This is a genomic window from Flavobacterium sp. I3-2 (assembly GCF_013389595.1).
In the GTDB taxonomy this organism is placed as follows: Bacteria; Bacteroidota; Bacteroidia; order Flavobacteriales; family Flavobacteriaceae; genus Flavobacterium.
In genome coordinates this window covers 1056758-1082359 of the sequence record NZ_CP058306.1, presented here as the reverse complement: position 1 = coordinate 1082359, position 25602 = coordinate 1056758, and the positions used below count along the sequence as shown (strand labels likewise).

The following is a 25602-nucleotide window of genomic DNA, read 5'->3' as shown; positions in this document are numbered from 1 at the left end:
AGTAGTAAGTGGATTTTTTTAAATTAAAAATCATGAAAAAACTATTATTCTTATTCTTAAGTATTGGTTTTGTTGCAAGTGCGCAGCATAACAATCCTAATCCAGGTTATTGGCAACAACATGTCGATTATAAAATGGATGTAAAAATGAATGTTGAAAAATTTCAATATTCAGGTACTCAAGAATTGAAATACACAAACAACTCAGCAGATACGTTAAAACGCGTGTATTATCATTTGTATTTCAATGCGTTTCAGCCAGGTAGCGAAATGGATGCACGATTAACATCTATTGCTGACCCTGACAAACGTATGATTAAGAGCTTTAAAGGTGCAGATGGTAACTTAATAAAGGAAAGTAAAATATCTAAGCTTAAATCGAATGAAATTGGCTTTTTAAAAGTTACCAATTTAAAACAAGATGGTGTTGCTCTTAATTCTACTGTTGTTGGAACTATTTTAGAAGTTGATTTAGCTAAACCTTTATTACCTGATAAATCTACCATGTTGACTATGAATTTCGATGGGCAAGTTCCGGTAATGGTTCGTAGAGCAGGAAGAAATTCAGACGAAGGTGTTGCCTTATCAATGACGCAATGGTATCCTAAAATGGCCGAATTCGATTTCGAAGGTTGGCATGCCGATCCATACATTGGAAGAGAATTTCACGGCGTTTGGGGTAATTTCGATGTAAAGTTAACTTTAGATAAAACCTACACAGTTGGTGGAACAGGTTATTTACAAAATCCGAACGAAATCGGTCACGGATATCAAGCTGAGGGCGTTGAGGTGAAAATTCCTAAAAAACAAAAAACGTTAACTTGGCATTTTGTTGCTCCAAATGTACACGATTTTGCTTGGGGTGCTGATCCTGATTTTATCCATGATAAAGTGATGGGACCAAATAATGTCGAATTACATTTTTTATATAAAAACAACAAAGATATTATTGCCAACTGGAAAGCTTTACAACCAAAAACAGTTGAATTACTTGAGTTTTTCAACTCAACTATTGGAGAATATCCATACAAACAATATTCGGTTATTCAAGGTGGAGATGGTGGAATGGAATATGCCATGTGTACTTTAATCACCGGAAACAGAAGCTTACCAAGTTTAATTGGTGTTACAGCACATGAATTAGCACATATGTGGTTTCAACATATGTTAGCGACTAATGAATCGAAACACGGTTGGATGGATGAAGGTTTCACTTCATTTATTGCTGATTTTGCTGTTAATTCTATTATGGAAAAAGAAAATCAAGAAGATGAAAATCCTTTTGATTCGATGTATAAAAATTATTATTATATGATTAGTAAAAATGGCGAACAACCGCTTTCAACTCATGCTGATCGTTTTAATGATAATATGAATTATGGCGTTTCTGCTTATAGCAAAGGTGCTGTTTTTATTACGCAATTATCTTATATTATTGGTTTTGAAAATACCATGAAAACATTAAAACGTTTTTATTACGATTATCGTTTTTCACATCCAACACCAAATGATTTTAAGCGTACCGCAGAACGTGTAACAGGTGCAAACCTAGATTGGTATTTAGTAGATTGGACACAAACCATAAATACAATCGACTATGGAATCAAAGATGTTGTTACAGATGGTAATAAGACAAAAGTTACTTTAGAACGCATTGGAATGATGCCAATGCCACTTGATATATTAGTTGTTTATGCAGACGGAACTCAAGAAACATTTTATATTCCGAATACATTAATGCGTTGGAATAAAGAGAATCCTTTTGGAGAAATTCCAAGAACCATTTTAAAAGGTTGGGATTGGGCTTATCCAACATATACTTTTGATTTAAATAAAGAAAAATCTTCAATTATTTCTATCGTTATTGATCCATCAAATTATATGGCAGATATTAACAAAAAAAATAATTTGTATCAGAAAGTGGCTAATTAGCCACTTTTTTTATTTTAAATTTTTTTAATTAGACGATTATCAATTGATCTTTAAAGTTAAACGAACCTTAAGAAATTTATTTGGCAATTATCGTTGTTCTATTTTTTTAGTTTTAAAAAATATTAACTACATATTTTTCTAATATTTTTAAATAAAGTGTTTGTTATTTGTTAATAAAATACGATTTCTTTCTGAATGTTATTTTTTTGTAAAGTGTTGTTTTTGAGTGGGTTATTTTTGATTATTCTTATAATTTTGTCTCGAATTTTAATAATTTTCAAACAAACACAATTAAATCAACAGAAATGAAAAGATTTCAAAGGTTATTCGTTTTAGGTGTTTTATTTACGAGTTCATTGACTTATGCTCAAAATAAAATTAACGGAGTTATTTATGACTCAAGTACTAAAACAGCGATAGAAGGTGCAGAAATCCTTATTAAGAGTACTACAAACGGAACTTATTCAGAAAGTGACGGTGTCTTTACTTTAACAACTGAATTCAATCAAGGACAAGTGCAAGTTTCTTTTTTAGGTTACGTTTCTAAAACAGTTAACTTTAATTTGAACGGTGCAAATGAAATTAATTTAGGTACAATATACATCAATCAAGACGAACAATCTTTAGACGGAATTGTTGTTATGGCTCGTGGTGTAATTGATGTTGCAGAAGGAAGAAGAACGCCAATTGCATCTTCTACAATTACCAAACAACAAATTGAAGAAAAAGTAGGTGCTCAAGATATTACATCGACTTTAGTGAACACTCCATCGGTTTATGTGACTTCTCAGGCACGTGGTTTTGGAGAATCTTCAATGACAACTCGTGGATTTGATCAATCAAATACAGCGTTCTTATTAAACGGTCAGCCAATCAACGGAATGGATAACGGTAGTGTTTACTGGTCAAACTGGTCAGGAATGGCTGATATTGCTAATGCAATTCAAATTCAACGTGGATTAGGTTCGTCTAAATTAGCAATCTCTTCTGTTGGTGGGACAATAAATTTTATTACTAAAGCTACTGAAATGAAAGAAGGTGGTTTTCTTAAAGCTGCTTACGGAAACGATAATTATTTCAAAACAACTGTAGGTTACAACACAGGTTTATTGAAAAGTGGATGGGGAGTTTCTGCAATGTTTACACAGTGGCAAGGTGATGGTTACACAAACCAAACTGCTGGTGAAGGTCAGAATTATTTCTTCTCTGTTGGTTACAAACCAAATGAAAAACACAATTTCAACTTCTTAATAACTGGTGCGCCACAATGGCATAATCAAGGGACAAGTACTGCTTTATCTAACTATGTAACTTACGGACGTAAGTTTAATGCAAATCAAGGTACTTTGAATGGTGAAGATTTTAATGGACGTAAAAACTATTACCACAAACCTGTAGCAAATTTAAACTGGGATTGGAAAATAGATGAAAAATCAAGTTTATCTACTGTAATTTATGCTTCTATTGCTCGTGGTGGAGGACAAAGTAATAGATATGCTGTAGATATGGATTCAACTTCAGGTTTATTAGATTATAATAAAGTTGTACAAACTAATGAAGCTATCGAAAGCGGTGCTGCTAAAAACTGGTTAGGTGCAGATGTAAACAACCACAAATGGTTTGGAATCGTTTCTAGTTACAACCGTGAATTAGCTAAAAACTTAACAATGAATGTTGGATTTGATTTAAGAACTTATAAAGGTTCTCACCAACGTCAAGTAACAAATTTATTAGGTGCTGATTATGTTGTTGATAGATACAATGTAAACCTAGGAGAAATTAAAATTTCAGATACATTCTCTACGAATCCTTGGAAAGCTTATACCAATTTTGCTAAAAATCCGGATCAAGTTTATGGATGGATTTACGACCAAACCATTCGTTATGGTGGTGTTTTCGGACAGTTAGAATATGCAACAGATAAATTCTCAGCATTCTTCCAAGGTTCAGCATCACAACAATCAAACGAAAGAACAGATACTTATCAATACACACCTGGTAACGATAAATCAGAAAAAGTTTCTAATTTCGGGTATAATGTAAAAGGAGGAGTTTCTTATAACATCAATCAACAACATTTTATTTTTGGTAATGCAGGAATTTATTCTCGTCAACCTTACCAAAACAACATTTTCATGAACTACAAAAACGATGTGAATCAATATGCAGAAAATGAAGATATCGTTGGTCTAGAGTTAGGATACAAATTTGTTTCGGAATTCATTGATATTAATGTTAATGCATATAAAACGACTTGGGAAAACCGTGTAACTGGTTCATCTAAAATGGCTACTGCTACAGATGTAGAAAAATACAATCCAGATGCTGATCCTGCAATTTTAAACGTTGGTGAATATATTTATACATCAAACTACGGAACAAAACAAGATCATAAAGGTATAGAATTAGACTTTGTTGCGCGTCCGTTATATAATTTAGAAGTTAGAGGTTTTGCTTCTGTTGGAGATTGGAAATACAGAAACTCTGCAAATACATTAGTTCGTAATGAAGCTCGTGTTGTTTTAGAAGAAAAATCTACTAATTTAGATGGTGCTAAAGTTGGAGATGCAGCTCAAACTGTTTTTGGTTTAGGTTTCAAATATAAAATCATTCCTAATTTAGCTGTAGATGTAGATTATCGTTATTATGATGATTTATATTCATCTCGTCAACAATTAGATAATTTACAATTACCATCTTATCAATTGTTCGATGCTGGAGTTTCATACGCATTAGATTTAAATACAAAAAACAGATTAAGTTTCCGTGTAAACGTAAATAACTTGTTAGATACGAAATATATTTCTCAATTATCTACGGCTACTCAAAGAACTGAAAATAGTAAAACTTTCAAAGGAATTGATACAACCAATCAAGGTTTAATGGGTTGGGGTCGTACTTGGAGTGTTTCTGCTAAGTTTACATTCTAAACGCTTAGAATTCAAATATATTTTAAAAGCCATCTCAAAACTGAGATGGCTTTTTCTTTATAGAATTTCTTTATGATTCAATAAGTTATAAAAATGTTAGTAAATATGATAAAAATCATATTTTATGGTATCTTTGCAAATGATAAAGTTTAAAACCAAATAATCATGATAAAAGTATCAGAATCTGCAGCAAAAAGAGTTTCTCTTCTAATGGAAGATGATGGTTTCGATCCAGTTAACGATTTCGTTAGAGTAGGTGTGAAAAGCGGTGGATGTTCAGGTTTAGAGTACGAATTAAAATTCGATAAAGCTATAACAGAAGACGATAAAGTTTTTGAAGACTCAGGAATTAAAATCGCTGTGGACAAAAAAAGCTTTTTATATTTAATTGGAACAACACTTGAATATTCGGGAGGTTTAAATGGTAAAGGTTTTGTGTTTAACAATCCGAATGCTGCTAGAACTTGCGGATGTGGTGAGAGTTTTTCGCTTTAATAATTTATGATAATGTAACAATTCGAATTTTTTCGTTTTGAAATATATAACTTATGAGTAAGTATACCGAAGAAGAATTAAAAAAAGAATTAGAAACTAAGGAATATGAATACGGATTTTATACAGAATTAAATTCCGAAACTTTTCCTATAGGTCTAAATGAAGATATTGTTCGAGCTATTTCTAAAAAGAAAGATGAGCCGGAATGGATGACTGAATGGCGCTTAGATGCGTTTAGAATTTGGAAAGAAATGGTTGAGCCAGAATGGGCAAACGTAACTTATGAAAAACCAGATTTTCAAGCTATTTCTTACTATTCTGCACCAAAAGATGTTGATCCTAATAAAACTTTAGACGATGTAGATCCTGAGTTATTAGAGATGTATAAAAAATTAGGAATCTCTTTAGAGGAACAAAAACGTATGAATAATATTGCGATGGATATCGTAGTGGATTCTGTTTCTGTTGCTACAACGTTTAAAGAAACATTGAACGAAAAAGGTATTATTTTTTGTTCGATTTCTGAGGCGATTAAAGAGCATCCAGAATTAGTGAAAAAATATTTAGGAACTGTTGTTCCAACAACCGATAATTTCTACGCTGCATTAAATTCTGCTGTTTTCTCTGATGGATCTTTCTGTTATATTCCAAAAGGTGTTCGTTGTCCAATGGAATTGTCAACGTATTTCCGTATCAACCAAGCAGGAACCGGTCAGTTTGAACGTACGTTATTAATCGCTGACGAAGGTTCTTACGTTTCTTATCTTGAAGGATGTACGGCTCCATCTCGTGATGAAAATCAATTACACGCTGCGGTAGTTGAATTAATCGCAATGAACGATGCAGAGATTAAATATTCAACAGTTCAAAACTGGTTTCCTGGAGATAAGAACGGAAAAGGTGGTGTTTTCAACTTTGTAACTAAACGTGCATTGGCGGAGAAAAACGCTAAAATTTCTTGGACACAGGTTGAAACAGGTTCGGCTGTCACTTGGAAATATCCATCATGTATTTTAAAAGGTGATAATTCGGTTGGAGAATTTTATTCAATCGCTGTAACGAATAATTTCCAACAAGCAGATACAGGAACTAAAATGATTCACCTTGGTAAGAATACCAAATCAACAATCATTTCAAAAGGAATTTCGGCTGGTAAATCTCAAAACTCGTACCGTGGTTTAGTGAAGATTGGTCCTCGTGCTGAAAATGCGCGTAACTTCTCACAATGTGATTCTTTATTAATGGGGAACGAATGTGGCGCACATACATTCCCGTATATCGAATCTCAAAATTCAACGGCGAAATTAGAACACGAAGCAACGACAAGTAAAATTGGTGAAGATCAAATTTTCTACTGTAACCAACGCGGAATCCCAACAGAAACGGCAATTGCATTAATCGTAAACGGATTCTCAAGAGAGGTTTTAGATAAATTACCAATGGAATTCGCTGTAGAAGCTAAGAAATTATTAGAAATTTCATTAGAAGGGTCAGTTGGTTAATGGCTTTTAGCTATTAGTATTGAGAAATTAAAATAAAATATACATTATAAATATTGATTTTAAGATTTCAGAAATCTAACATCTTAAATCTCAAATCTCAAATCTTGTACAAATGTTAACAATTAAAAACTTACACGCCTCTGTTGAGGACAAAGAAATATTAAAAGGAATTAATCTTGAAGTTAAAGCTGGAGAAGTTCACGCAATCATGGGACCAAATGGTGCTGGTAAATCTACTTTATCTGCTGTAATTGCAGGTAATGAGAATTTTGAAGTTACTGAAGGTGAAATCATTTTAGATGGTGAAGATTTAGGTGATTTAGCTCCAGAAGAAAGAGCACACAAAGGTGTTTTCTTATCGTTCCAATATCCAGTTGAAATCCCTGGTGTTTCTGTAACAAACTTCATGAAAACAGCAATCAACGAATCTCGTAAAGCTAAAGGCTTAGAAGACATGCCAGCAAACGAAATGTTGAAGTTGATCAAAGAAAAATCAGAATTATTAGAAATTGATCGTAAATTTTTATCACGTTCATTAAACGAAGGTTTTTCGGGTGGTGAGAAAAAACGTAACGAGATTTTCCAAATGGCGATGTTAGATCCAAAAATTGCCATTTTAGACGAAACAGATTCAGGTTTGGACATCGATGCTTTGCGCATTGTTGCAAATGGCGTAAACAAGCTTAAAAGTGAAAATAACGCAGTTATTGTAATCACGCACTACCAACGTTTGCTAGATTATATCGTTCCAGATTTTGTTCACGTTTTACACGATGGTAAAATCGTTAAAACAGGAGGAAAAGAGTTAGCTCTTGAATTAGAAGAAAAAGGATACGATTGGCTTAAATAATTGAGTTTAAAAAGTTTAAAGTTTAAAGTTTAAGGATTCAACTTTAAACTATTAAAACTTTAAACATTAAACAATAAAAAAATGGATTTAAAAGAAAAATTATTATCATCTTTTCTAGCTTTCGAACAAAAAATAGATGTAAACACAGATTTACATGATGTTCGTAATGCAGCTTTAAAGGTGTTTGAAAATAAAGGTTTTCCTACCAAAAAGGAAGAAGCTTGGAAATATACGTCGTTAAATGCTGTTTTAAACAACGATTTTGCTGTATTAACAAGTAACGAAATTCCTGTTGAATGGAAAGACGTGAAGCAATATTTCTTAAACAATGTAGATACCTATAAATTGGTATTTATAAACGGTGTATTTTCTTCACATTTATCATCAACAACGCATGATGGTTTGGATGTTTGTTTGATGTCATCGGCATTAACAAAGCCAAAATACAAGATGATTATTGATACGTATTTCAATAAAATTGCTGATAAAACGGATAGTTTAACCAACCTAAATACGGCTTATGCTGCTGAAGGAGCTTTTATAAACATCCCTAAATCAACGGTTGTAGCTAAGCCTATTGAGATTTTATATTTCACAACAGGTGATGTTGCTAATTTTATTCAACCTAGAAATTTGATTATTATTGGCGAAAATTCGCATGTTCAAATTCTAGAACGTCACCAAAGTTTAACAGATGCACCGATGTTTACCAATTCGGTAACTGAAATTTTTAGTCAAAAACGTGCAATTGTTGATTATTACAAGCTTCAAAACGATAAATTAACAGCTAATTTAGTAGATAATACATTCATTTCTCAGAAGCAAGAAAGCAGAGTTTCGGTTCATACCTTCTCTTTTGGCGGAAATATTACCAGAAATAACCTTAATTTCTATCAACAAGGCGAAAGAATTGATTCTACTTTAAAAGGAATCACCATTATTGGCGAAAAACAGCACGTTGATCACTATACTTTAGTGAATCACGAACAACCAAATTGTGAGTCGCATCAAAATTATAAAGGAATTTTTGATGATCGCGCAACAGGTGTCTTTAATGGGAAGATTTACGTAGATAAAATTGCTCAAAAAACAGATGCTTTTCAACAAAATAACAACATTTTGTTGACAGATAAAGCTACTTTGAACACTAAACCGCAGTTAGAAATTTTTGCTGATGATGTAAAATGTTCGCACGGTTGTACAATCGGGCAATTAGATGAATCAGCAATGTTTTATATGCAACAACGTGGAATTCCTAAAAAAGAAGCTCGTGCATTGTTGATGTATGCCTTTACGGATGAGGTAATTTCTTCTGTAAAAATACCAGATTTGAAACTTAAATTACAAAAATTAATCTCCTTGAAATTAGGAGTTCATATTGGATTTGATATTTAGTTTTTAAACAGTTGTCCTTTTTAAAATTTAAAAATGCTTTATTTTAATTTTTTTTGACAACTATTTAGCTTAAAAACAGTTTATTTACATTTTGTGTATTTACACTTTTTAAAACGCTCAAAAGCACGATGAATAAAGAGATTAACGAGTTTTTACGACAGTAAAAGCTCGTTTTTTTTACTCCTTAATATATATATACATTTTTTACCGCTTTTTTTGATTGTCATTTTTATAAAAAATGTACATGCTTCATTTTTATTTTACCTCCTTTTATTATTGAAATAAAATCAGAATCCTTTCTTGTTTTCTCATTGATAAATTTTTTTACGATACAATTGTTTTATGTAAATAATAAAGCAATAGGATTTGATTAAAGTGAATTTGTGAATTATATAAAAAATTCATTTTATTTTCTTAAAATATTGTTTTAATTAATTATTATAACATTTTTATTTTTATAAGTATAAATAATGACATTTTTTTGTGATTTATTGCCTTAACTCGACGTTTTTTCACAGAATTGAACCTTCTGTTTGATTGATTTTTGGTTAAAAATGACGTTTTATGTAGATTTTTAACTCTTAAATTAATATTTTTTTATTTTGTTAAAACATTCTTAACTATGATGTTTATTGATTTTTCTGATAATTTATTTTGTTATTAATCATTAATTAAAAAAATAATAAAGTTTTTTTTAACTATTTATGTTAAAAGAATCTAATTTTTTTATAATTTCACAGATATTGACTTTGTTAAAAGTTGATAAAGAGAGTAACCAAAAAATGAGTGTGAAATAAATATTAACCTTTAATAAAAACTTATGAAATAGATAAAAAAATGTTATGAAAAGTAAATGCTAAAAATTGAAAAAGAAAGCATCAAGTTTTAAATGATAAATTAAAAAAACTATGGGAAAAAAATATATTTTATTTTTATTTATGTTTTTTACTTTCCTCTTGGGTAAAGCACAAAACATTATTGTCTCTCCAGGTGACATGCCAATTTCTGTGATTGCATGTGATGATCCAGCTACATTTTCTTTTAGAGTGTCTGGTCCATTAAATTCTGGAAGTCAAATCTCGATAACTCTACCTGAAGGAAGTAAATATTTAAATTTACTAACTACTGGAGTTACTGAAACAATAACACCTACAGGTGCTACTCTAAAGTTTAACTTCTGCTCTGGCAGCAGGTGCAGAATTAGTAGTAAGCTATAGAGTTCAAACATCTTGTGATGAAACTCTATTAAGTACTCAAGATGATATTGTTTATACGATTATTGGTGGAACTAATGTAATTCCTCCAGTAAATTATCCGGTTGTTAAATATCCTAAATTTGAATTTTCTAATATAACTCCGCAACTGGTACATCAATTTCCAAGTTTAGGTAATTATGTAGATTATACAGTTAGTATACTTCAGTCGTCGCTTGATCCACTTGTTTATGCAAAAAGTTTTAAGGTTTTAATAACACATTCGAGTACAATACAATTAAGTGTATCTGGAACAAATGGACAATTAACTTTAGGTACACCTGATAGCAATAATATGCAAACAGATGTATTATTAGTTGGCGCTAATGAATTTGCTACAATAGGTAATAATAATAATCGTTTTGAAATTAATGAAACGATAAACTTAATCGTAAGAGCTACTTATGTAACATGTTCTAGTGAGAGTACTAGTAGCTTGGAATTTGAATTAAGTAATTCGTGTGGAGAAACTGATTCATCTTGTTTAGTCGGTAACTCTATTATTAGAGACGTAAGCTACTTTTCAGTTACACCTACTGTTACGATGACGGCTGATCAATTGCCATATCCAGGAATAGCTTCTCAAAATTGGGATACGGGTACATATACAATTTCAAATAATGGAACAACTCCTCTTAAAGATGTTGGAGCAGTTTTTGGTTTCTTTACAAATGGTAGTCAGCAAATTAGTGCAGTTACTGGTCGTTTCCAATATTATGACTTACAATATGGAGGGCAAACATTTCAACCAGAAGCTAATGAAAAATCGTTTGTTTTAAATTTTGCAAATGATCCTGATGGACCAGATGGTTTAACTGATTTAGATGGCGATGGTAATTTTAATGATTTACCTGCTGGTAAATCAATTACATTTACTGTTAAATTACGTCAACTATATGGAAATGTGGCTGATTGTAGTAATTTTAATCCTACAAGACGAGGTATTAGATGGGCTTATTCTTATAAAAATGATTGTGGAATAAGAGTAGAAACTTTGCACAATGCTGCTTATGGGGATGTTTCTGTTTTTTCAATAGGTTATGTAGATACAAATTTATCTACAGAGTCAGGTTCATTAAGTAATGTTTTTGAGTTAGGTGATAAATTTAATTTAAAATATTTTATTTCTTCCAATAATAATGTTTATATAGGTACACTTCTAAATAATGGAGCACAAAATGCTTTTTATAGAATTAGAGTAGTTTTACCATTAGGCATTAGCCCTGATTTGACTCTTTCTCCAACTCTTTCAGGAAATAATGATAATAGATATACATTAACATATAATGCTGCAATTAGTGGAGTAAATAATCCTGATAATTATCATTATTATGATTTGAAACCAATTACAGATGGTACTACTAATTTCAACCTAGCCTTTCATGATACCAATTACTATCTTCCAATGGTAGTTGATGTTGGTTGTACTAAAATCGAAGAAGTAGAGATATCTGTTCGTACTTATTTAATGGAATCTGAAACAGTAGCTTTTCCGACAAGTTTTGCATGCGCTTCTACATTAGTAAATTTATCTTGTTTTACGTCTACTGTAGCTAATTATGGTTTTGAAATTAATCGTAATACTTTTGGAGTTGATCCAGTAACAAATTTACCCGTTAATGCTAATACTCCGGGTATCAATTTAAACGATATTATCAACGGTGATAAAATTGTAGTTAATAATAGAATTAAAATTTTAGATGATAATATTTCTGAAATGATAATTAAGATGCAGTATCCTAGAGCAAATTTACTAAATATAAATGATCCAGCTCTGCATGCTAGTTTAACTAAAATTTCAGGTAAATATATAAATAGTAATAATATCGAAACTACTTTTGACATTCCATTAGCAGATTTATCGGGATATTATACTTACACACATAGTTTTAATGAAGGTGGAACCAATTTCTCTAAATACGAATTTGATGTTATGAATTTGTTTTTAACAGGTGGTCCATTAGAAAATTTACTAGAAGTTGGTGGAATACTTGAGTTTAACGTAGATTATGATACAGATATCTCTGTAGTTAATAATGTAACAACTAATACACATAATATTAGTTCTTTCTTATTAACCAAACTTACAAATGAAACAGATCTTAGTCTTCAGGATGTTAAAAACGATGTAATTCGAGTAGTTTATAGTTTTCATAGTTTCGCTCCTCAGGAATTTAGAAACCAAATTATTTGTTGTCCAATACAGCTTAAATTACATCATTTTTTTAGTAATGATCCTGCTTTCGGAACAGATATATTCCCTAATGAATTACGTTATAATTACCAAATTAATAACTTTACAGTATTAATTCCAAGTTGTCTTGTTATACCAGATAATCAACCATTTTATCAAGCAGTTAAAAGTAATGTTGATTTAAATAATTCATTTAAAATTCCTTTACAACCATCTCAAGTAGTTATAGTTAAAGGAGTAAATGAATTAGGACAGGTCGATTTGAATGGAAAATATAATAAATATACTTTTATTAATTCTAATAATGATTGGCAACGAACAGATCATCAAGAAGCTTATCAATCTTCTTATATAACTGCAGATGTAGTTTATCTTGATAATTCTTTTTTATCAGGGGACTGGAATAATGATTTCAGGATGATTTTAATTGATGGTGATATAACTTATAGTTTAAATCAAAACACACCTAAATCGGTACAGATTGGTAATGGTCAGGTATTTTCTTCAAATATTCGAGTTCCAATTGAAATTGAGCCAAATTTCACTATTTCATCATCGCAACCTAATCAACAAACCAATACAAACGAAGTTTATTGGGATATTAATATAACCAATACAACATTTAATAAATATCCAACATTACAAAAATTTTGGATTTCTATTGAACCAGAATCTACAGGTCTTTTGGTTCCAACTTTTTGGGATGGAGCTAATCAATTACCAACGCTTAATTTTGGTACAGGAAAATATTGGGTACAAATTGGTGATATTGCACAAACAAAATCAATCCGAATTAAATCAAATGACTTTAATAGTTGTGATTTGACAAACTTTGTTGTAAAAGCAGGTTACAATTGCGGAGGGTATCCTAAATCACCAGATGCTATAAGTGAATTTAGAAGTGCTGCACCATATTCTAAATCAATCATAGTTACTGTATCTACTTTTGTATCTAATTTACAAGCAGTTTCTAATGTAAATGCTACAGGATCTGATTATTTTAATATATGTACAGAAATCAATGAATCATTGACTGTATCAAATACAGCATTAGGTTATGCTTATAATATTGTACCTCGAATAAAACTTCCAACTGGATTAGCTTTTGTTAATGGTTCTTTTATAATTAATTATAACGGGGTTGATATAGCTTTACCAGATTCTAGTATTACCTTAAATACTACATTAGGTTATTATGAGGTAGATATTTATGATGTTGTAACACCATTCCAGAATTCTGGTTTGCCAGGTACCTCTGAGAGTAATACATTATTGAGACAGTTTATACTTAAATACAAGGTTATAACTCAGTGTACAACACAAGGAAATAATAACTATTTGTCAGGTTCAAGAATTATTTATGATGTAGCCTCTGAATCAGGTTGTGGAGCTTCGGCTTTAGATGTGATTGTACGTTCACAAAATATAAACATCACAGGTGCTCCTACTAATAAAAATTATGATTCTTCATTTACATTTGTTAATGCTGCTTCAGCAAGTGGTTTCCATGTTAACAATGAGGAAGAATTAGTTGTAGAAATTACAAATTTGACAGGAAGTGTTACTGATAACACGGAGTCAATCAGAATTCAATTTGATGGAGCTTATGATATAGTTTCTGGAAGTGTTGTTCTTGATAATGCAGTTACAAACTCAACTGGAGTTTTTGATTTAAATTATGCGAACAATGTTTCTGTAGCTAATAATACAAGAACTTTAATTTGGCAATTGCCAATTGGATTTGCTAGTGGTCAAAAAATTAAGTTTACTTTTAAGATTAAAGCAACAAATACAGAAGTGTTAGATTGTGTAGAATTGAAAACTGCTACACTAGGTACATATGTTGTAAAAGATGCATTTTGTATTGTAAATGGGCAGAATTGTGAAATATTATTTCCAACGACAACTTTAAAAGATATTAACTTGCCATCTAATAAACCAAGTATCTCAGGTGTGGTAATTGGCACAGACTTAGTAATTAATGGGTTGAATCATAATTTTAATATTAATTATGATCTGACTAATACTTCAACTAATTTTGAGGTAAAAGATTTATTAAGATATGACATTTATAAAGATGTTAACAGCGACGGATTGATTGATTCTAATGATTTGTTGATTGTTAATAATGGTACAATTAGTGGAGCTATAGCTTCAGGGTCAACTGTATCAGGTTCAGTTTCAGGTACCTATATAGCACCTTATGCTCCTCTATTGTTAAAATTTAAATCTAATTTTGGAATATCAGATATTTGTGAACCAGTTGTATTACAATCAGTTTGTTGTGTACCTGGAACACCAAGTGCTGTTTTTGATGCAACTCAGTTAGCTAACTTACAAACTGGTACTATTGAATGTGGATCAGTGGATTTAAATCCAGTTTTAACGGCTACTGGTTTATGTGGAGAACAATTAAATGTTACATATACTGACTCAACAATTGTTGGAGATTGTACAACTGGAAATATTGTAACTAGAAGATGGGTGGCTACAGATTTGTGTGGAAATCAAACTATACATAATCAAACATATACTGTTGTTGATACTACAGGACCAACATTTTCAGGAACTTTACCAGCTGCTACTTTAACAGTAACATGCGGAACAATTCCAACGGCTGTAATTTTAGCAGCTCAGGATAATTGTGGAACAGCTTTAGTTTCATTTACAGAGACAGATACACAATCATCAAATGCTAATGTTTATACGATTACAAGAACATGGACGGCAACTGATACTTGTGGAAATGAAACAGTTCATACACAAACTATTTCAGTTGATCGATCAGAAGTTCCTGTTTTCTCAGCTACACCTGTAGATGTAACAGTAGAATGTAGTTCAATTCCAACCCGTCCTACAATAACAGCAAGTACATCTTGTGGATCAGCTACAGTTGTTTATGATGAGGTAAGAAATAATGGAACGTGTTCGAATTCATACGAATTAGTAAGAACATGGGTAGCAACAACTTCAAATGGAGTAACAGCAACACATGTACAAACAATCACAGTAACTGATACAACAGCACCAAGTTTTGTTGGTACTTTACCAGCAGCTACTTTAACAGTTAGTTGTGGAGCTATACCTACTGCTGTAACATTAACAGCAACAGATAATTGTGGAACAGCATCAGTTTCATTTACAGAAACAGATACACAATCATCAAATGCTAATGTTTATGTGATAATAAGAACATGGACAGCGAGAGATTTATGTGGAAATGAAACAGTTCATACACAAACTATTTCAGTAGATCGATCAGAAGTACCTGTTTTCTCAGCAACACCGGCAGATGTAACCGTTGAATGTAATTCGGTTCCAACTCGTCCAACAATAACAGCAACTTCATCATGTGGAACAGCTACAGTTGTTTTTGATGAGGTAAGAAATAATGGAACGTGTTCGAATTCATACGAATTAGTTAGAACATGGGTAGCAACAACTTCAAATGGAGTAACAGCAACACATGTACAAACAATCACAGTAACTGATACAACAGCACCAAGTTTTGTTGGTACTTTACCAGCTGCTACTTTAACAGTTAATTGTGGAGCTATACCTACTGCTGTAACATTAACAGCTACAGATAATTGTGGAACAGCAACAGTGACGTATGTAGAAACAGATACACAATCATCAAATGCTAGTGTTTATACTATAACAAGAACATGGACAGCGAGAGATTTATGTGGAAATGAAACAGTTCATACACAAACTATTTCAGTAGATCGATCAGCAGTTCCTGTATTCTCAGCAACACCGGCAGATGTAACTGTTGAATGTAATTCGGTTCCAACTCGTCCAACAATAACAGCAACTTCATCATGTGGAACAGCTACAGTTGTTTTTGATGAGGTAAGAAATAATGGAGCATGTTCAAATTCATACGAATTAGTAAGAACATGGGTAGCAACAACTTCAAATGGAGTAACAGCAACACATGTACAAACAATCACAGTAACTGATACAACAGCACCAAGTTTTGTTGGTACTTTACCAGCTGCTACTTTAACAGTTAATTGTGGAGCTATACCTACTGCTGTAACATTAACAGCTACAGATAATTGTGGAACAGCAACAGTGACGTATGTAGAAACAGATACACAATCATCAAATGCTAGTGTTTATACTATAACAAGAACATGGACAGCGAGAGATTTATGTGGAAATGAAACAGTTCATACACAAACTATTTCAGTAGATCGATCAGCAGTTCCTGTATTCTCAGCAACACCGGCAGATGTAACCGTTGAATGTAATTCGGTTCCAACTCGTCCAACAATAACAGCAACTTCATCATGTGGAACAGCTACAGTTGTTTTTGATGAAGTAAGAAATAATGGAGCATGTTCGAATTCATACGAATTAGTTAGAACATGGGTAGCAACAACTTCAAATGGAGTGACAGCAACACACGTACAAACAATCACGGTAACTGATACAACAGTACCAAGTTTTGTTGGTGTTTTACCAGCTGCTACTTTAACAGTTAATTGTGGAGCTATACCTACTGCTGTAACATTAACAGCAACAGATAATTGTGGAACAGCTTTAGTTTCATTTACAGAAACAGATACACAATCATCAAATGCTAGTGTTTATACTATAACAAGAACATGGACAGCGAGAGATTTATGTGGAAATGAAACAGTTCATACACAAACTATTTCAGTAGATCGATCAGCAGTTCCTGTATTCTCAGCAACACCGGCAGATGTAACTGTTGAATGTAATTCGGTTCCAACTCGTCCAACAATAACAGCAACTTCATCATGTGGAACAGCTACAGTTGTTTTTGATGAGGTAAGAAATAATGGAGCATGTTCAAATTCATACGAATTAGTAAGAACATGGGTAGCAACAACTTCAAATGGAGTAACAGCAACACATGTACAAACAATCACAGTAACTGATACAACAGCACCAAGTTTTGTTGGTACTTTACCAGCTGCTACTTTAACAGTTAATTGTGGAGCTATACCTACTGCTGTAACATTAACAGCTACAGATAATTGTGGAACAGCAACAGTGACGTATGTAGAAACAGATACACAATCATCAAATGCTAGTGTTTATACTATAACAAGAACATGGACAGCGAGAGATTTATGTGGAAATGAAACAGTTCATACACAAACTATTTCAGTAGATCGATCAGAAGTTCCTGTTTTCTCAGCAACACCGGCAGATGTAACTGTTGAATGTAATTCGGTTCCAACTCGTCCAACAATAACAGCAACTTCATCATGTGGAACAGCTACAGTTGTTTTTGATGAGGTAAGAAATAATGGAACGTGTACGAATTCATACGAATTAGTAAGAACATGGGTAGCAACAACTTCAAATGGAGTAACAGCAACACATGTACAAACAATCACAGTAACTGATACAACAGCACCAAGTTTTGTTGGTACTTTACCAGCTGCTACTTTAACAGTTAATTGTGGAGCTATACCTACTGCTGTAACATTAACAGCTACAGATAATTGTGGAACAGCAACAGTGACGTATGTAGAAACAGATACACAATCATCAAATGCTAGTGTTTATACTATAACAAGAACATGGACAGCGAGAGATTTATGTGGAAATGAAACAGTTCATACACAAACTATTTCAGTAGATCGATCAGCAGTTCCTGTATTCTCAGCAACACCAGCAGATGTAACCGTTGAATGTAATTCGGTTCCAACTCGTCCAACGATAACAGCAACTTCATCATGTGGAACAGCTACAGTTGTTTATGATGAGGTAAGAAATAATGGAACGTGTTCGAATTCATACGAATTAGTAAGAACATGGGTAGCAACAACTTCAAATGGAGTAACAGCAACACATGTACAAACAATCACAGTAACTGATACAACAGCACCAAGTTTTGTTGGTACTTTACCAGCTGCTACTTTAACAGTTAATTGTGGAGCTATACCTACTGCTGTAACATTAACAGCTACAGATAATTGTGGAACAGCAACAGTGACGTATGTAGAAACAGATACACAATCATCAAATGCTAGTGTTTATACTATAACAAGAACATGGACAGCGAGAGATTTATGTGGAAATGAAACAGTTCATACACAAACTATTTCAGTAGATCGATCAGCAGTTCCTGTATTCTCAGCAACACCAGCAGATGTAACCGTTGAATGTAATTCGGTTCCAACTCGTCCAACGATAACAGCAACTTCATCATGTGGAACAGCTACAGTTGTTTTTGATGAGGTAAGAAATAATGGAACGTGTTCGAATTCATACGAATTAGTTAGAACATGGGTAGCAACAACTTCAAATGGAGTAACAGCAACACATGTACAAACAATCACAGTAACTGATACAACAGCACCAAGTTTTGTTGGTACTTTACCAGCAGCTACTTTAACAGTTAGTTGTGGAGCTATACCTACTGCTGTAACATTAACAGCAACAGATAATTGTGGAACAGCATCAGTTTCATTTACAGAAACAGATACACAATCATCAAATGCTAATGTTTATGTGATAATAAGAACATGGACAGCGAGAGATTTATGTGGAAATGAAACAGTTCATACACAAACTATTTCAGTAGATCGATCAGAAGTACCTGTTTTCTCAGCAACACCGGCAGATGTAACTGTTGAATGTAATTCGGTTCCAACTCGTCCAACAATAACAGCAACTTCATCATGTGGAACAGCTACAGTTGTTTTTGATGAGGTAAGAAATAATGGAACGTGTTCGAATTCATACGAATTAGTTAGAACATGGGTAGCAACAACTTCAAATGGAGTAACAGCAACACATGTACAAACAATCACAGTAACTGATACAACAGCACCAAGTTTTGTTGGTACTTTACCAGCAGCTACTTTAACAGTTAGTTGTGGAGCTATACCTACTGCTGTAACATTAACAGCAACAGATAATTGTGGAACAGCATCAGTTTCATTTACAGAAACAGATACACAATCATCAAATGCTAATGTTTATGTGATAATAAGAACATGGACAGCGAGAGATTTATGTGGAAATGAAACAGTTCATACACAAACTATTTCAGTAGATCGATCAGAAGTACCTGTTTTCTCAGCAACACCGGCAGATGTAACCGTTGAATGTAATTCGGTTCCAACTCGTCCAACAATAACAGCAACTTCATCATGTGGAACAGCTACAGTTGTTTTTGATGAGGTAAGAAATAATGGAACGTGTTCGAATTCATACGAATTAGTTAGAACATGGGTAGCGACAACTTCAAATGGAGTAACAGCAACACATGTACAAACAATTACAGTAACTGATACAACAGCTCCAGTGGTTTTAACAGCGTTAGCTTCATTAGATAGAACTGTTGAGTGCTCAAACCCAGCAGGATTAAATGCAGCTTTAGTTCTTGTGCCAGTGGCAACAGATAATTGTTCAACAAGAGCAAATTTAACTATGAATTTAGTTTCAGATGTTACAACTGCAACTTGTGCAAATGGTTATATTCAAGTTAGAACTTGGAACTTTACAGACGAGTGTGGAAATGTTAGTGCTGATTTCGTTCAAACCATATCAGTTGTTGATACGAAAGCGCCAGTAATTACAACTGCTCCAAATTCATTAAATAGAACTTTAGAATGTTCAGATGCTAATGGTTTAGCCCAGGCTTTAACATTAATACCAACAGCAACCGATAATTGTTCTTCATTTGCAGGACTAACAATGACTTTAGTATCAGATCTTACTAATGCGTCTTGTGCTCAAGGTTATGTTCGTACAAGAACTTGGAACTTTACAGACGAATGCGGAAACATTAGTACTAATTATGTGCAAGTGATTACAGTTCAAGATATACAAGCTCCTGTAATTACAACTGTTGCTAATGCGTTAAATAGAACGTTAGAATGCTCTGATACAGCAGGAATAGCATCAGCTTTATCATTAGTTCCAACAGCAAATGATAACTGTACTGCTGCTGCTAATTTGACACTTAATTTACTATCTGATGTTACAACTTCAACGTGTGGAAATACTTATGTTCAAGTAAGAACATGGAATTTTACTGATGAATGCGGAAACATTAGTGCAGATTTTGAACAAACTTTAACAATTATTGATACAACAGCACCTGTAATAACAACAGTTGCAGGTGATTTAAATAGAACAGTTCAATGTTCAGATGCAACAGAAATTGCTTCTGCATTAGCATTAGTTCCGACAGCAACAGATAGTTGTTCAGCTAGTGCAGATTTAACTATTCATTTAGTGTCTGATGTAACAACAGCAACTTGTACAAATGGATATATTCAAGTAAGAATTTGGAATTTTGAAGACGAATGTGGAAATATTAGCACAAACTTTGTTCAAACAATTACTGTTATTGATACTATAGCTCCAATATTTGTAGAAGCATTACCGGCTAACATAACTGTTTCTTGCGATGCAATTCCTACAATTGAAGTGCTAACTGCTACAGATAATTGTGGAACAGCAACAGTTACTAGTTCAGAAGTTAGAACAAATGGTTCTTGTTCAAATTCTTATACATTAACAAGAACTTGGATAGCAGATGATGGATGTAATAATACAACAGTTCATACACAAACGATTACTGTTGAAGATACAACAGCTCCAACATTCGTAGGAACTTTACCTTCAGATTTAACATTAGAATGTCAAGACACAATACCTACAATGGCTAATTTGACTGCTACAGATAATTGTGGAACAGCAACAGTTACTAGTTCAGAAGTTAGAACAAATGGTTCATGTGCAAATTCATTTGTTATTGTTAGAACTTGGATTGCTACCGATGCATGTGGTTTAACTACAACTCATACGCAAACCATAACAGTTGAAGATATAACTGCACCAACATTTGTTGGAACATTACCTACTGATTTAACATTAGAATGTAGTGATGAAGTTCCTGTAATAGCTGTTTTAGCAGCAATTGATAATTGTGGTATAGCTGTAGTTTCAAGTATAGAAACAAGAACAAATGGTTCGTGTCCAAATAATTATACTTTAGTAAGAACATGGACAGCAACTGATGAATGCGGATTAACATCTACTTACTCTCAAACTATTACTGTTCAAGATACAACAGCACCTGAATTTATTGGAACATTACCAACAGATTTAGTATTAGAATGTAGTGATACAGTTCCTCACATGGAAACATTAACAGCATCGGATAATTGTGGTTTTGCAACTGTATCTGCGACAGAAGTTGTTACAAATGGCTCATGTGCTAACACATATACAATTGTTAGAACTTGGACAGCAACAGACGAATGTGGAAATGATGTTACGCATACTCAAAACATTACTGTTCAAGATACGACAGCACCTGAATTTGTTGAAATGTTACCAACAGATATAACAGTAGAATGTGATTCAGTTCCTATGATTGCAGAATTAACAGCAACAGATAATTGTGGCTTTGCAAAAGTTGTAAGTACAGAAGTTAGAACAGATGGAAATTGTCCTAGTAACTATACTTTATTGAGAACATGGACAGCAACAGACGAATGTGGAAATACAAAAGTTCATACGCAAACTGTTACAGTTCAGGATACAACAGCTCCAGAGTTTGTTGGAACTTTACCAGCAAAAGAAATCTTTATCAAGTGTGAAGATCTTAAGGATGCAGAACAGTTATCAGCAATTGATAATTGTGGTGAAGTTACAATTTCAACAAATGATCAGCTGATTCCTGGAGATTGTGAAACTAAATACTCAATTTTAAGAACTTGGACAGCAACTGATTCTTGTAATAATGAAACTACATTTGAACAAATAATTCATATGTCTTGCCAAATTGAAATATTCAATGCGGTTTCTCCAAATGGAGATGGATTCAATGATGAATTAGTATTAAACGGAATTGAATGTTATCCTGGTAACTCTGTTGAAATTTATAACCGTTGGGGAGTTGTTGTATTTAAAACAAATAATTATAACTCAAACGGAAATACATTCAAAGGTCATTCAGATGCACGCGCTACTATTAATGGAGGTTCTTTATTACCATCAGGAACATACTACTATCTAGTTAAGTATAACTATGATTTAGGTAATGGAGAAGTATATCCAAAAGAGCAAACAGGTTTCTTCCAGTTAGAGTCAAACTAATCTGTAAAATAAATTATTTATGAATTTTTCAGTAAAAATTAATACACTAATTATTGGGATTTTATTGTTGGGATGTGCAAAAGCACATTCCCAACAAGATTCTCAATTCACACAATACATGTACAATACTATCAACATTAACCCTGCTTATGCAGGATCACGTGGAGCGATGAGTATTTACGGTATGCATCGTGAACAATGGGTTGGACTTGATGGAGCGCCTAAAACCAATGCCTTTTCGATAAACACACCTATCAAGAATAGTAAATTAGGATTAGGTGTATCATTTATCAATGATGAAATTGGGGTTTCAAAAGACAATACCATTTCAGTAGATTTATCTTATACAATCGATTTAAATAACCGCGATAGCAAGTTATCTTTTGGACTAAAAGGATCAGCAAATATTTTAGATGTTCGTTTCAGTGATTTGAATCAACAGCATTCATCAGATCCAAAATTTAGTAAAAATATAGAAAGTCAGTTTACACCAAATATAGGGGCAGGGGTTTATTATCATACTCAAAAAAGCTACATTGGTTTATCTGTTCCAAATATTTTACAAACAGATCGATATGATGATAATATGTATGCAACAGTCCAAACCAGAATGAACTTTTATTTAATTGGAGGTTATGTATTTGATCTGAATCCAAATTTACAATTCAAGCCTGCATTGTTGTTAAAAGCAGTCGATGGAGCACCTTTACAAGCAGATATATCGGCTAATTTCTTGATAAGTAAAAAGCTTACTCTAGGAGGTGCCTACCGTTGGGATGCAGCTTGGAGTGCTTTAGCAGGTTTTCAAATTACAGACGGTTTGATGATTGGATATTCTTATGATGGAGACACAACAAAACTTGCAAATTATAACTCAGGGTCACATGAAGTTTTCCTACGATTTGAATTATTTAATAAATTCCGTCGTGTAACTTCACCGAGATTCTTCTAAAACTAAAGATTATGAAAAAAGGATTAACATTATTAACCTTGGTATCAGCTTTGTTTTTAGGAAATACCACGGTTAAGGCTCAAGCAGGTTTGCAAACGGCCAATACAGCATATGAAAGGTTAGAATATAACACAGCTAAAGATTACTACGAGAAAATAGTTTCTCAAGGGTATGCTAATGCAGAAGTGTTAAAAAATACAGGAAACAGCTATTATTTTAATGGTAATTATCCGGTAGCTTACCTTTGGTATAGTAAATTGTTCAATGATTTTGATGAAAAAGAAATTGAATCTGAATACGATTATCGATTTGCTCAAACATTAATGAATGTTGGTGATGATTTGAATGCAGAAAAATTTTTCAAAAAATTCGCTGAAAAGAACACTAATTCAACGCGTTCTAAATTAATTAATAATGAAAGAGACAAAAAATTAGAAATTCAGAAAAATTCTGGACGATTTTCAATAGAAAATCTTACAATTAATTCGCCTTATTCAGATTATGGAACGAGTATTTACGACAATAAATTATTGTTTACCTCTTCAAGAGATACAGGTAATTTTACCAAAAGAGTATTCACTTGGACAGGAGATGCATTTACAAAAATTTATTCGACTGATTTAGCAGAAGACGGTTCATTAAGTAAACCAAAAAAATATAGTAGTAAGGTAGATACAAAATACAATGAATCTACTCCAATTATTACTAAAGATGGTCAAACAATGTACTTTACTCGAAATAATTATAATAAAGGAAAACGAGGAATAGATTCTGAATTAACTACTTTATTAAAAATTTATCGAGCAGAATTAGTTAATGGTAAATGGACTAATATTACAGAACTTCCATTTAATAGTAATCAATATAGTTCTGCACATCCAGTTCTTAATGCTAACGAAAATATGATGTATTTTGTTTCAGATAGACCTGGAGGTTTTGGAGAATCTGATATTTGGAGAGTTTCAATTACATCTAATGGTTTTGGAATTCCTGAAAATTTAGGGTCTGATATCAATACAGATGGTCGTGAAACGTTTCCTTTTGTTACATCTGATAACGAATTGTATTTTTCATCTGATGCTCGTGAAGGTTTAGGAGGTTTAGATGTTTACGCAACTAAAATTAAATCTAACGGTAAGTTTTCTAGAGTTCAAAATATTGGAGCTCCTGTGAATAGTAATGCTGATGACTTTGCTTACATCATCGATAAAAATTCTAAAAAAGGTTATTTTTCTAGTAACCGTGAAGGTGGTGTTGGTTTAGATGATATTTACGGTTTTCATGAACTTCGCCCTTTGGATTTAGAATGTATTCAAGAACTTAGGGTGGTTGTACTTGATAGTAAAATTCGTAATACTATATCAGATGCTAGTTTAAGTTTGTTCGATAAAGATAATGGCGCTAAAGCAACTTCAACTTCAATGAGTAAAGGCTTTTATGAATTCAAAACCGATTTTGAATGCGGAGAAACCTATCGGATTAAGGTTGAAAAAAATGGATATTTATCGAAAGAAGAAGTAGTAATTGTAGCTGATGAAACTGGCGTAACGGAAGTTATTGTAGTTTTAGAAAGTATAAAACAAGAACCTGAAATAAAAGTTGGAGACAATTTATATGATACTTTGAAATTAAATCCAATTCATTTTGGATATGATAAAGCGAATATTAGACCTGATGCTGCACTTGAATTGCAAAAAATTGTTGATGTAATGAAAAAGCAGCCGAGTCTTAAAATTGATGTTCAGTCTTATACAGATAGTAGAGGAAATGATGCTTATAACATGAAATTATCAGAACGTAGAGCAAAATCAACTGCAGAATGGATTATTTCTCAAGGTATTTCGGCTTCTCGTGTAACGTACAAAGGTTATGGCGAAACTGATATTTTGAATAAATGTAAAAACGGTGTAGAATGTACAGATGCTGAACACGAAGTCAACCGTAGGTCCGTATTTAAAGTAATTCAATTATAAAAAATAAATTTTAATATTTAAGA

General features: G+C 32.6%; 10 protein-coding genes. All 10 read left to right on the top strand.

Annotated features, from left to right (window positions below; all coding sequences use genetic code 11):
* Positions 1–32 precede the first annotated feature (32 nt).
* Entirely contained in the window at positions 33–1931 is a 1899-nt protein-coding gene (locus HW119_RS05065; RefSeq protein ID WP_177761776.1) for a M1 family metallopeptidase, read from the top strand.
* A 305-nt stretch (positions 1932–2236) separates the two neighbouring features.
* Complete coding sequence (locus HW119_RS05060; RefSeq protein WP_177761774.1) at positions 2237–4861, top strand: TonB-dependent receptor; 2625 nt, start codon at positions 2237–2239, stop codon at positions 4859–4861.
* A 165-nt stretch (positions 4862–5026) separates the two neighbouring features.
* Positions 5027–5356 carry a HesB/IscA family protein gene (locus tag HW119_RS05055; protein WP_177761772.1) on the top strand — a complete coding sequence of 110 codons (330 nt, stop codon included), beginning with the start codon at positions 5027–5029 and terminating at the stop codon, positions 5354–5356.
* A gap of 53 nt (positions 5357–5409) precedes the next feature.
* A complete protein-coding gene (sufB, locus tag HW119_RS05050) occupies positions 5410–6858 on the top strand; it encodes a Fe-S cluster assembly protein SufB (protein WP_177761770.1) in 1449 nt (482 codons plus the stop codon).
* A 112-nt stretch (positions 6859–6970) separates the two neighbouring features.
* Complete coding sequence (sufC, locus tag HW119_RS05045) at positions 6971–7708, top strand: Fe-S cluster assembly ATPase SufC (protein ID WP_177761768.1); 738 nt, start codon at positions 6971–6973, stop codon at positions 7706–7708.
* An 81-nt stretch (positions 7709–7789) separates the two neighbouring features.
* Positions 7790–9103 carry a Fe-S cluster assembly protein SufD gene (gene sufD, locus HW119_RS05040; protein WP_177761765.1) on the top strand — a complete coding sequence of 438 codons (1314 nt, stop codon included), beginning with the start codon at positions 7790–7792 and terminating at the stop codon, positions 9101–9103.
* Between the two features lie 908 nt (positions 9104–10011).
* Complete coding sequence (locus HW119_RS05035) at positions 10012–10320, top strand: hypothetical protein (protein ID WP_177761763.1); 309 nt, start codon at positions 10012–10014, stop codon at positions 10318–10320.
* A gap of 331 nt (positions 10321–10651) precedes the next feature.
* Entirely contained in the window at positions 10652–22654 is a 12003-nt protein-coding gene (locus tag HW119_RS05030; RefSeq protein ID WP_177761761.1) for a gliding motility-associated C-terminal domain-containing protein, read from the top strand.
* Positions 22655–22673: 19 nt separating this feature from the next.
* Positions 22674–23606, top strand: a complete 933-nt coding sequence (locus HW119_RS05025; protein WP_177761759.1) for a type IX secretion system membrane protein PorP/SprF — start codon at positions 22674–22676, stop codon at positions 23604–23606.
* 11 nt (positions 23607–23617) lie between these two features.
* Positions 23618–25579 carry an OmpA family protein gene (locus tag HW119_RS05020; RefSeq protein ID WP_177761757.1) on the top strand — a complete coding sequence of 654 codons (1962 nt, stop codon included), beginning with the start codon at positions 23618–23620 and terminating at the stop codon, positions 25577–25579.
* Positions 25580–25602 lie beyond the last annotated feature (23 nt).

Excerpts from the sequence above, each read along its gene's own strand:
- HW119_RS05065 (WP_177761776.1), top strand. The coding sequence starts at position 33 with ATGAAAAAACTATTATTCTTATTCTTAAGTATTGGTTTTGTTGCAAGT.
- HW119_RS05060 (WP_177761774.1), top strand. The coding sequence starts at position 2,237 with ATGAAAAGATTTCAAAGGTTATTCGTTTTAGGTGTTTTATTTACGAGT.
- HW119_RS05055 (WP_177761772.1), top strand. The coding sequence starts at position 5,027 with ATGATAAAAGTATCAGAATCTGCAGCAAAAAGAGTTTCTCTTCTAATG.
- sufB (WP_177761770.1), top strand. The coding sequence starts at position 5,410 with ATGAGTAAGTATACCGAAGAAGAATTAAAAAAAGAATTAGAAACTAAG.
- sufC (WP_177761768.1), top strand. The coding sequence starts at position 6,971 with ATGTTAACAATTAAAAACTTACACGCCTCTGTTGAGGACAAAGAAATA.
- sufD (WP_177761765.1), top strand. The coding sequence starts at position 7,790 with ATGGATTTAAAAGAAAAATTATTATCATCTTTTCTAGCTTTCGAACAA.
- HW119_RS05035 (WP_177761763.1), top strand. The coding sequence starts at position 10,012 with ATGGGAAAAAAATATATTTTATTTTTATTTATGTTTTTTACTTTCCTC.
- HW119_RS05030 (WP_177761761.1), top strand. The coding sequence starts at position 10,652 with ATGCAAACAGATGTATTATTAGTTGGCGCTAATGAATTTGCTACAATA.
- HW119_RS05025 (WP_177761759.1), top strand. The coding sequence starts at position 22,674 with ATGAATTTTTCAGTAAAAATTAATACACTAATTATTGGGATTTTATTG.
- HW119_RS05020 (WP_177761757.1), top strand. The coding sequence starts at position 23,618 with ATGAAAAAAGGATTAACATTATTAACCTTGGTATCAGCTTTGTTTTTA.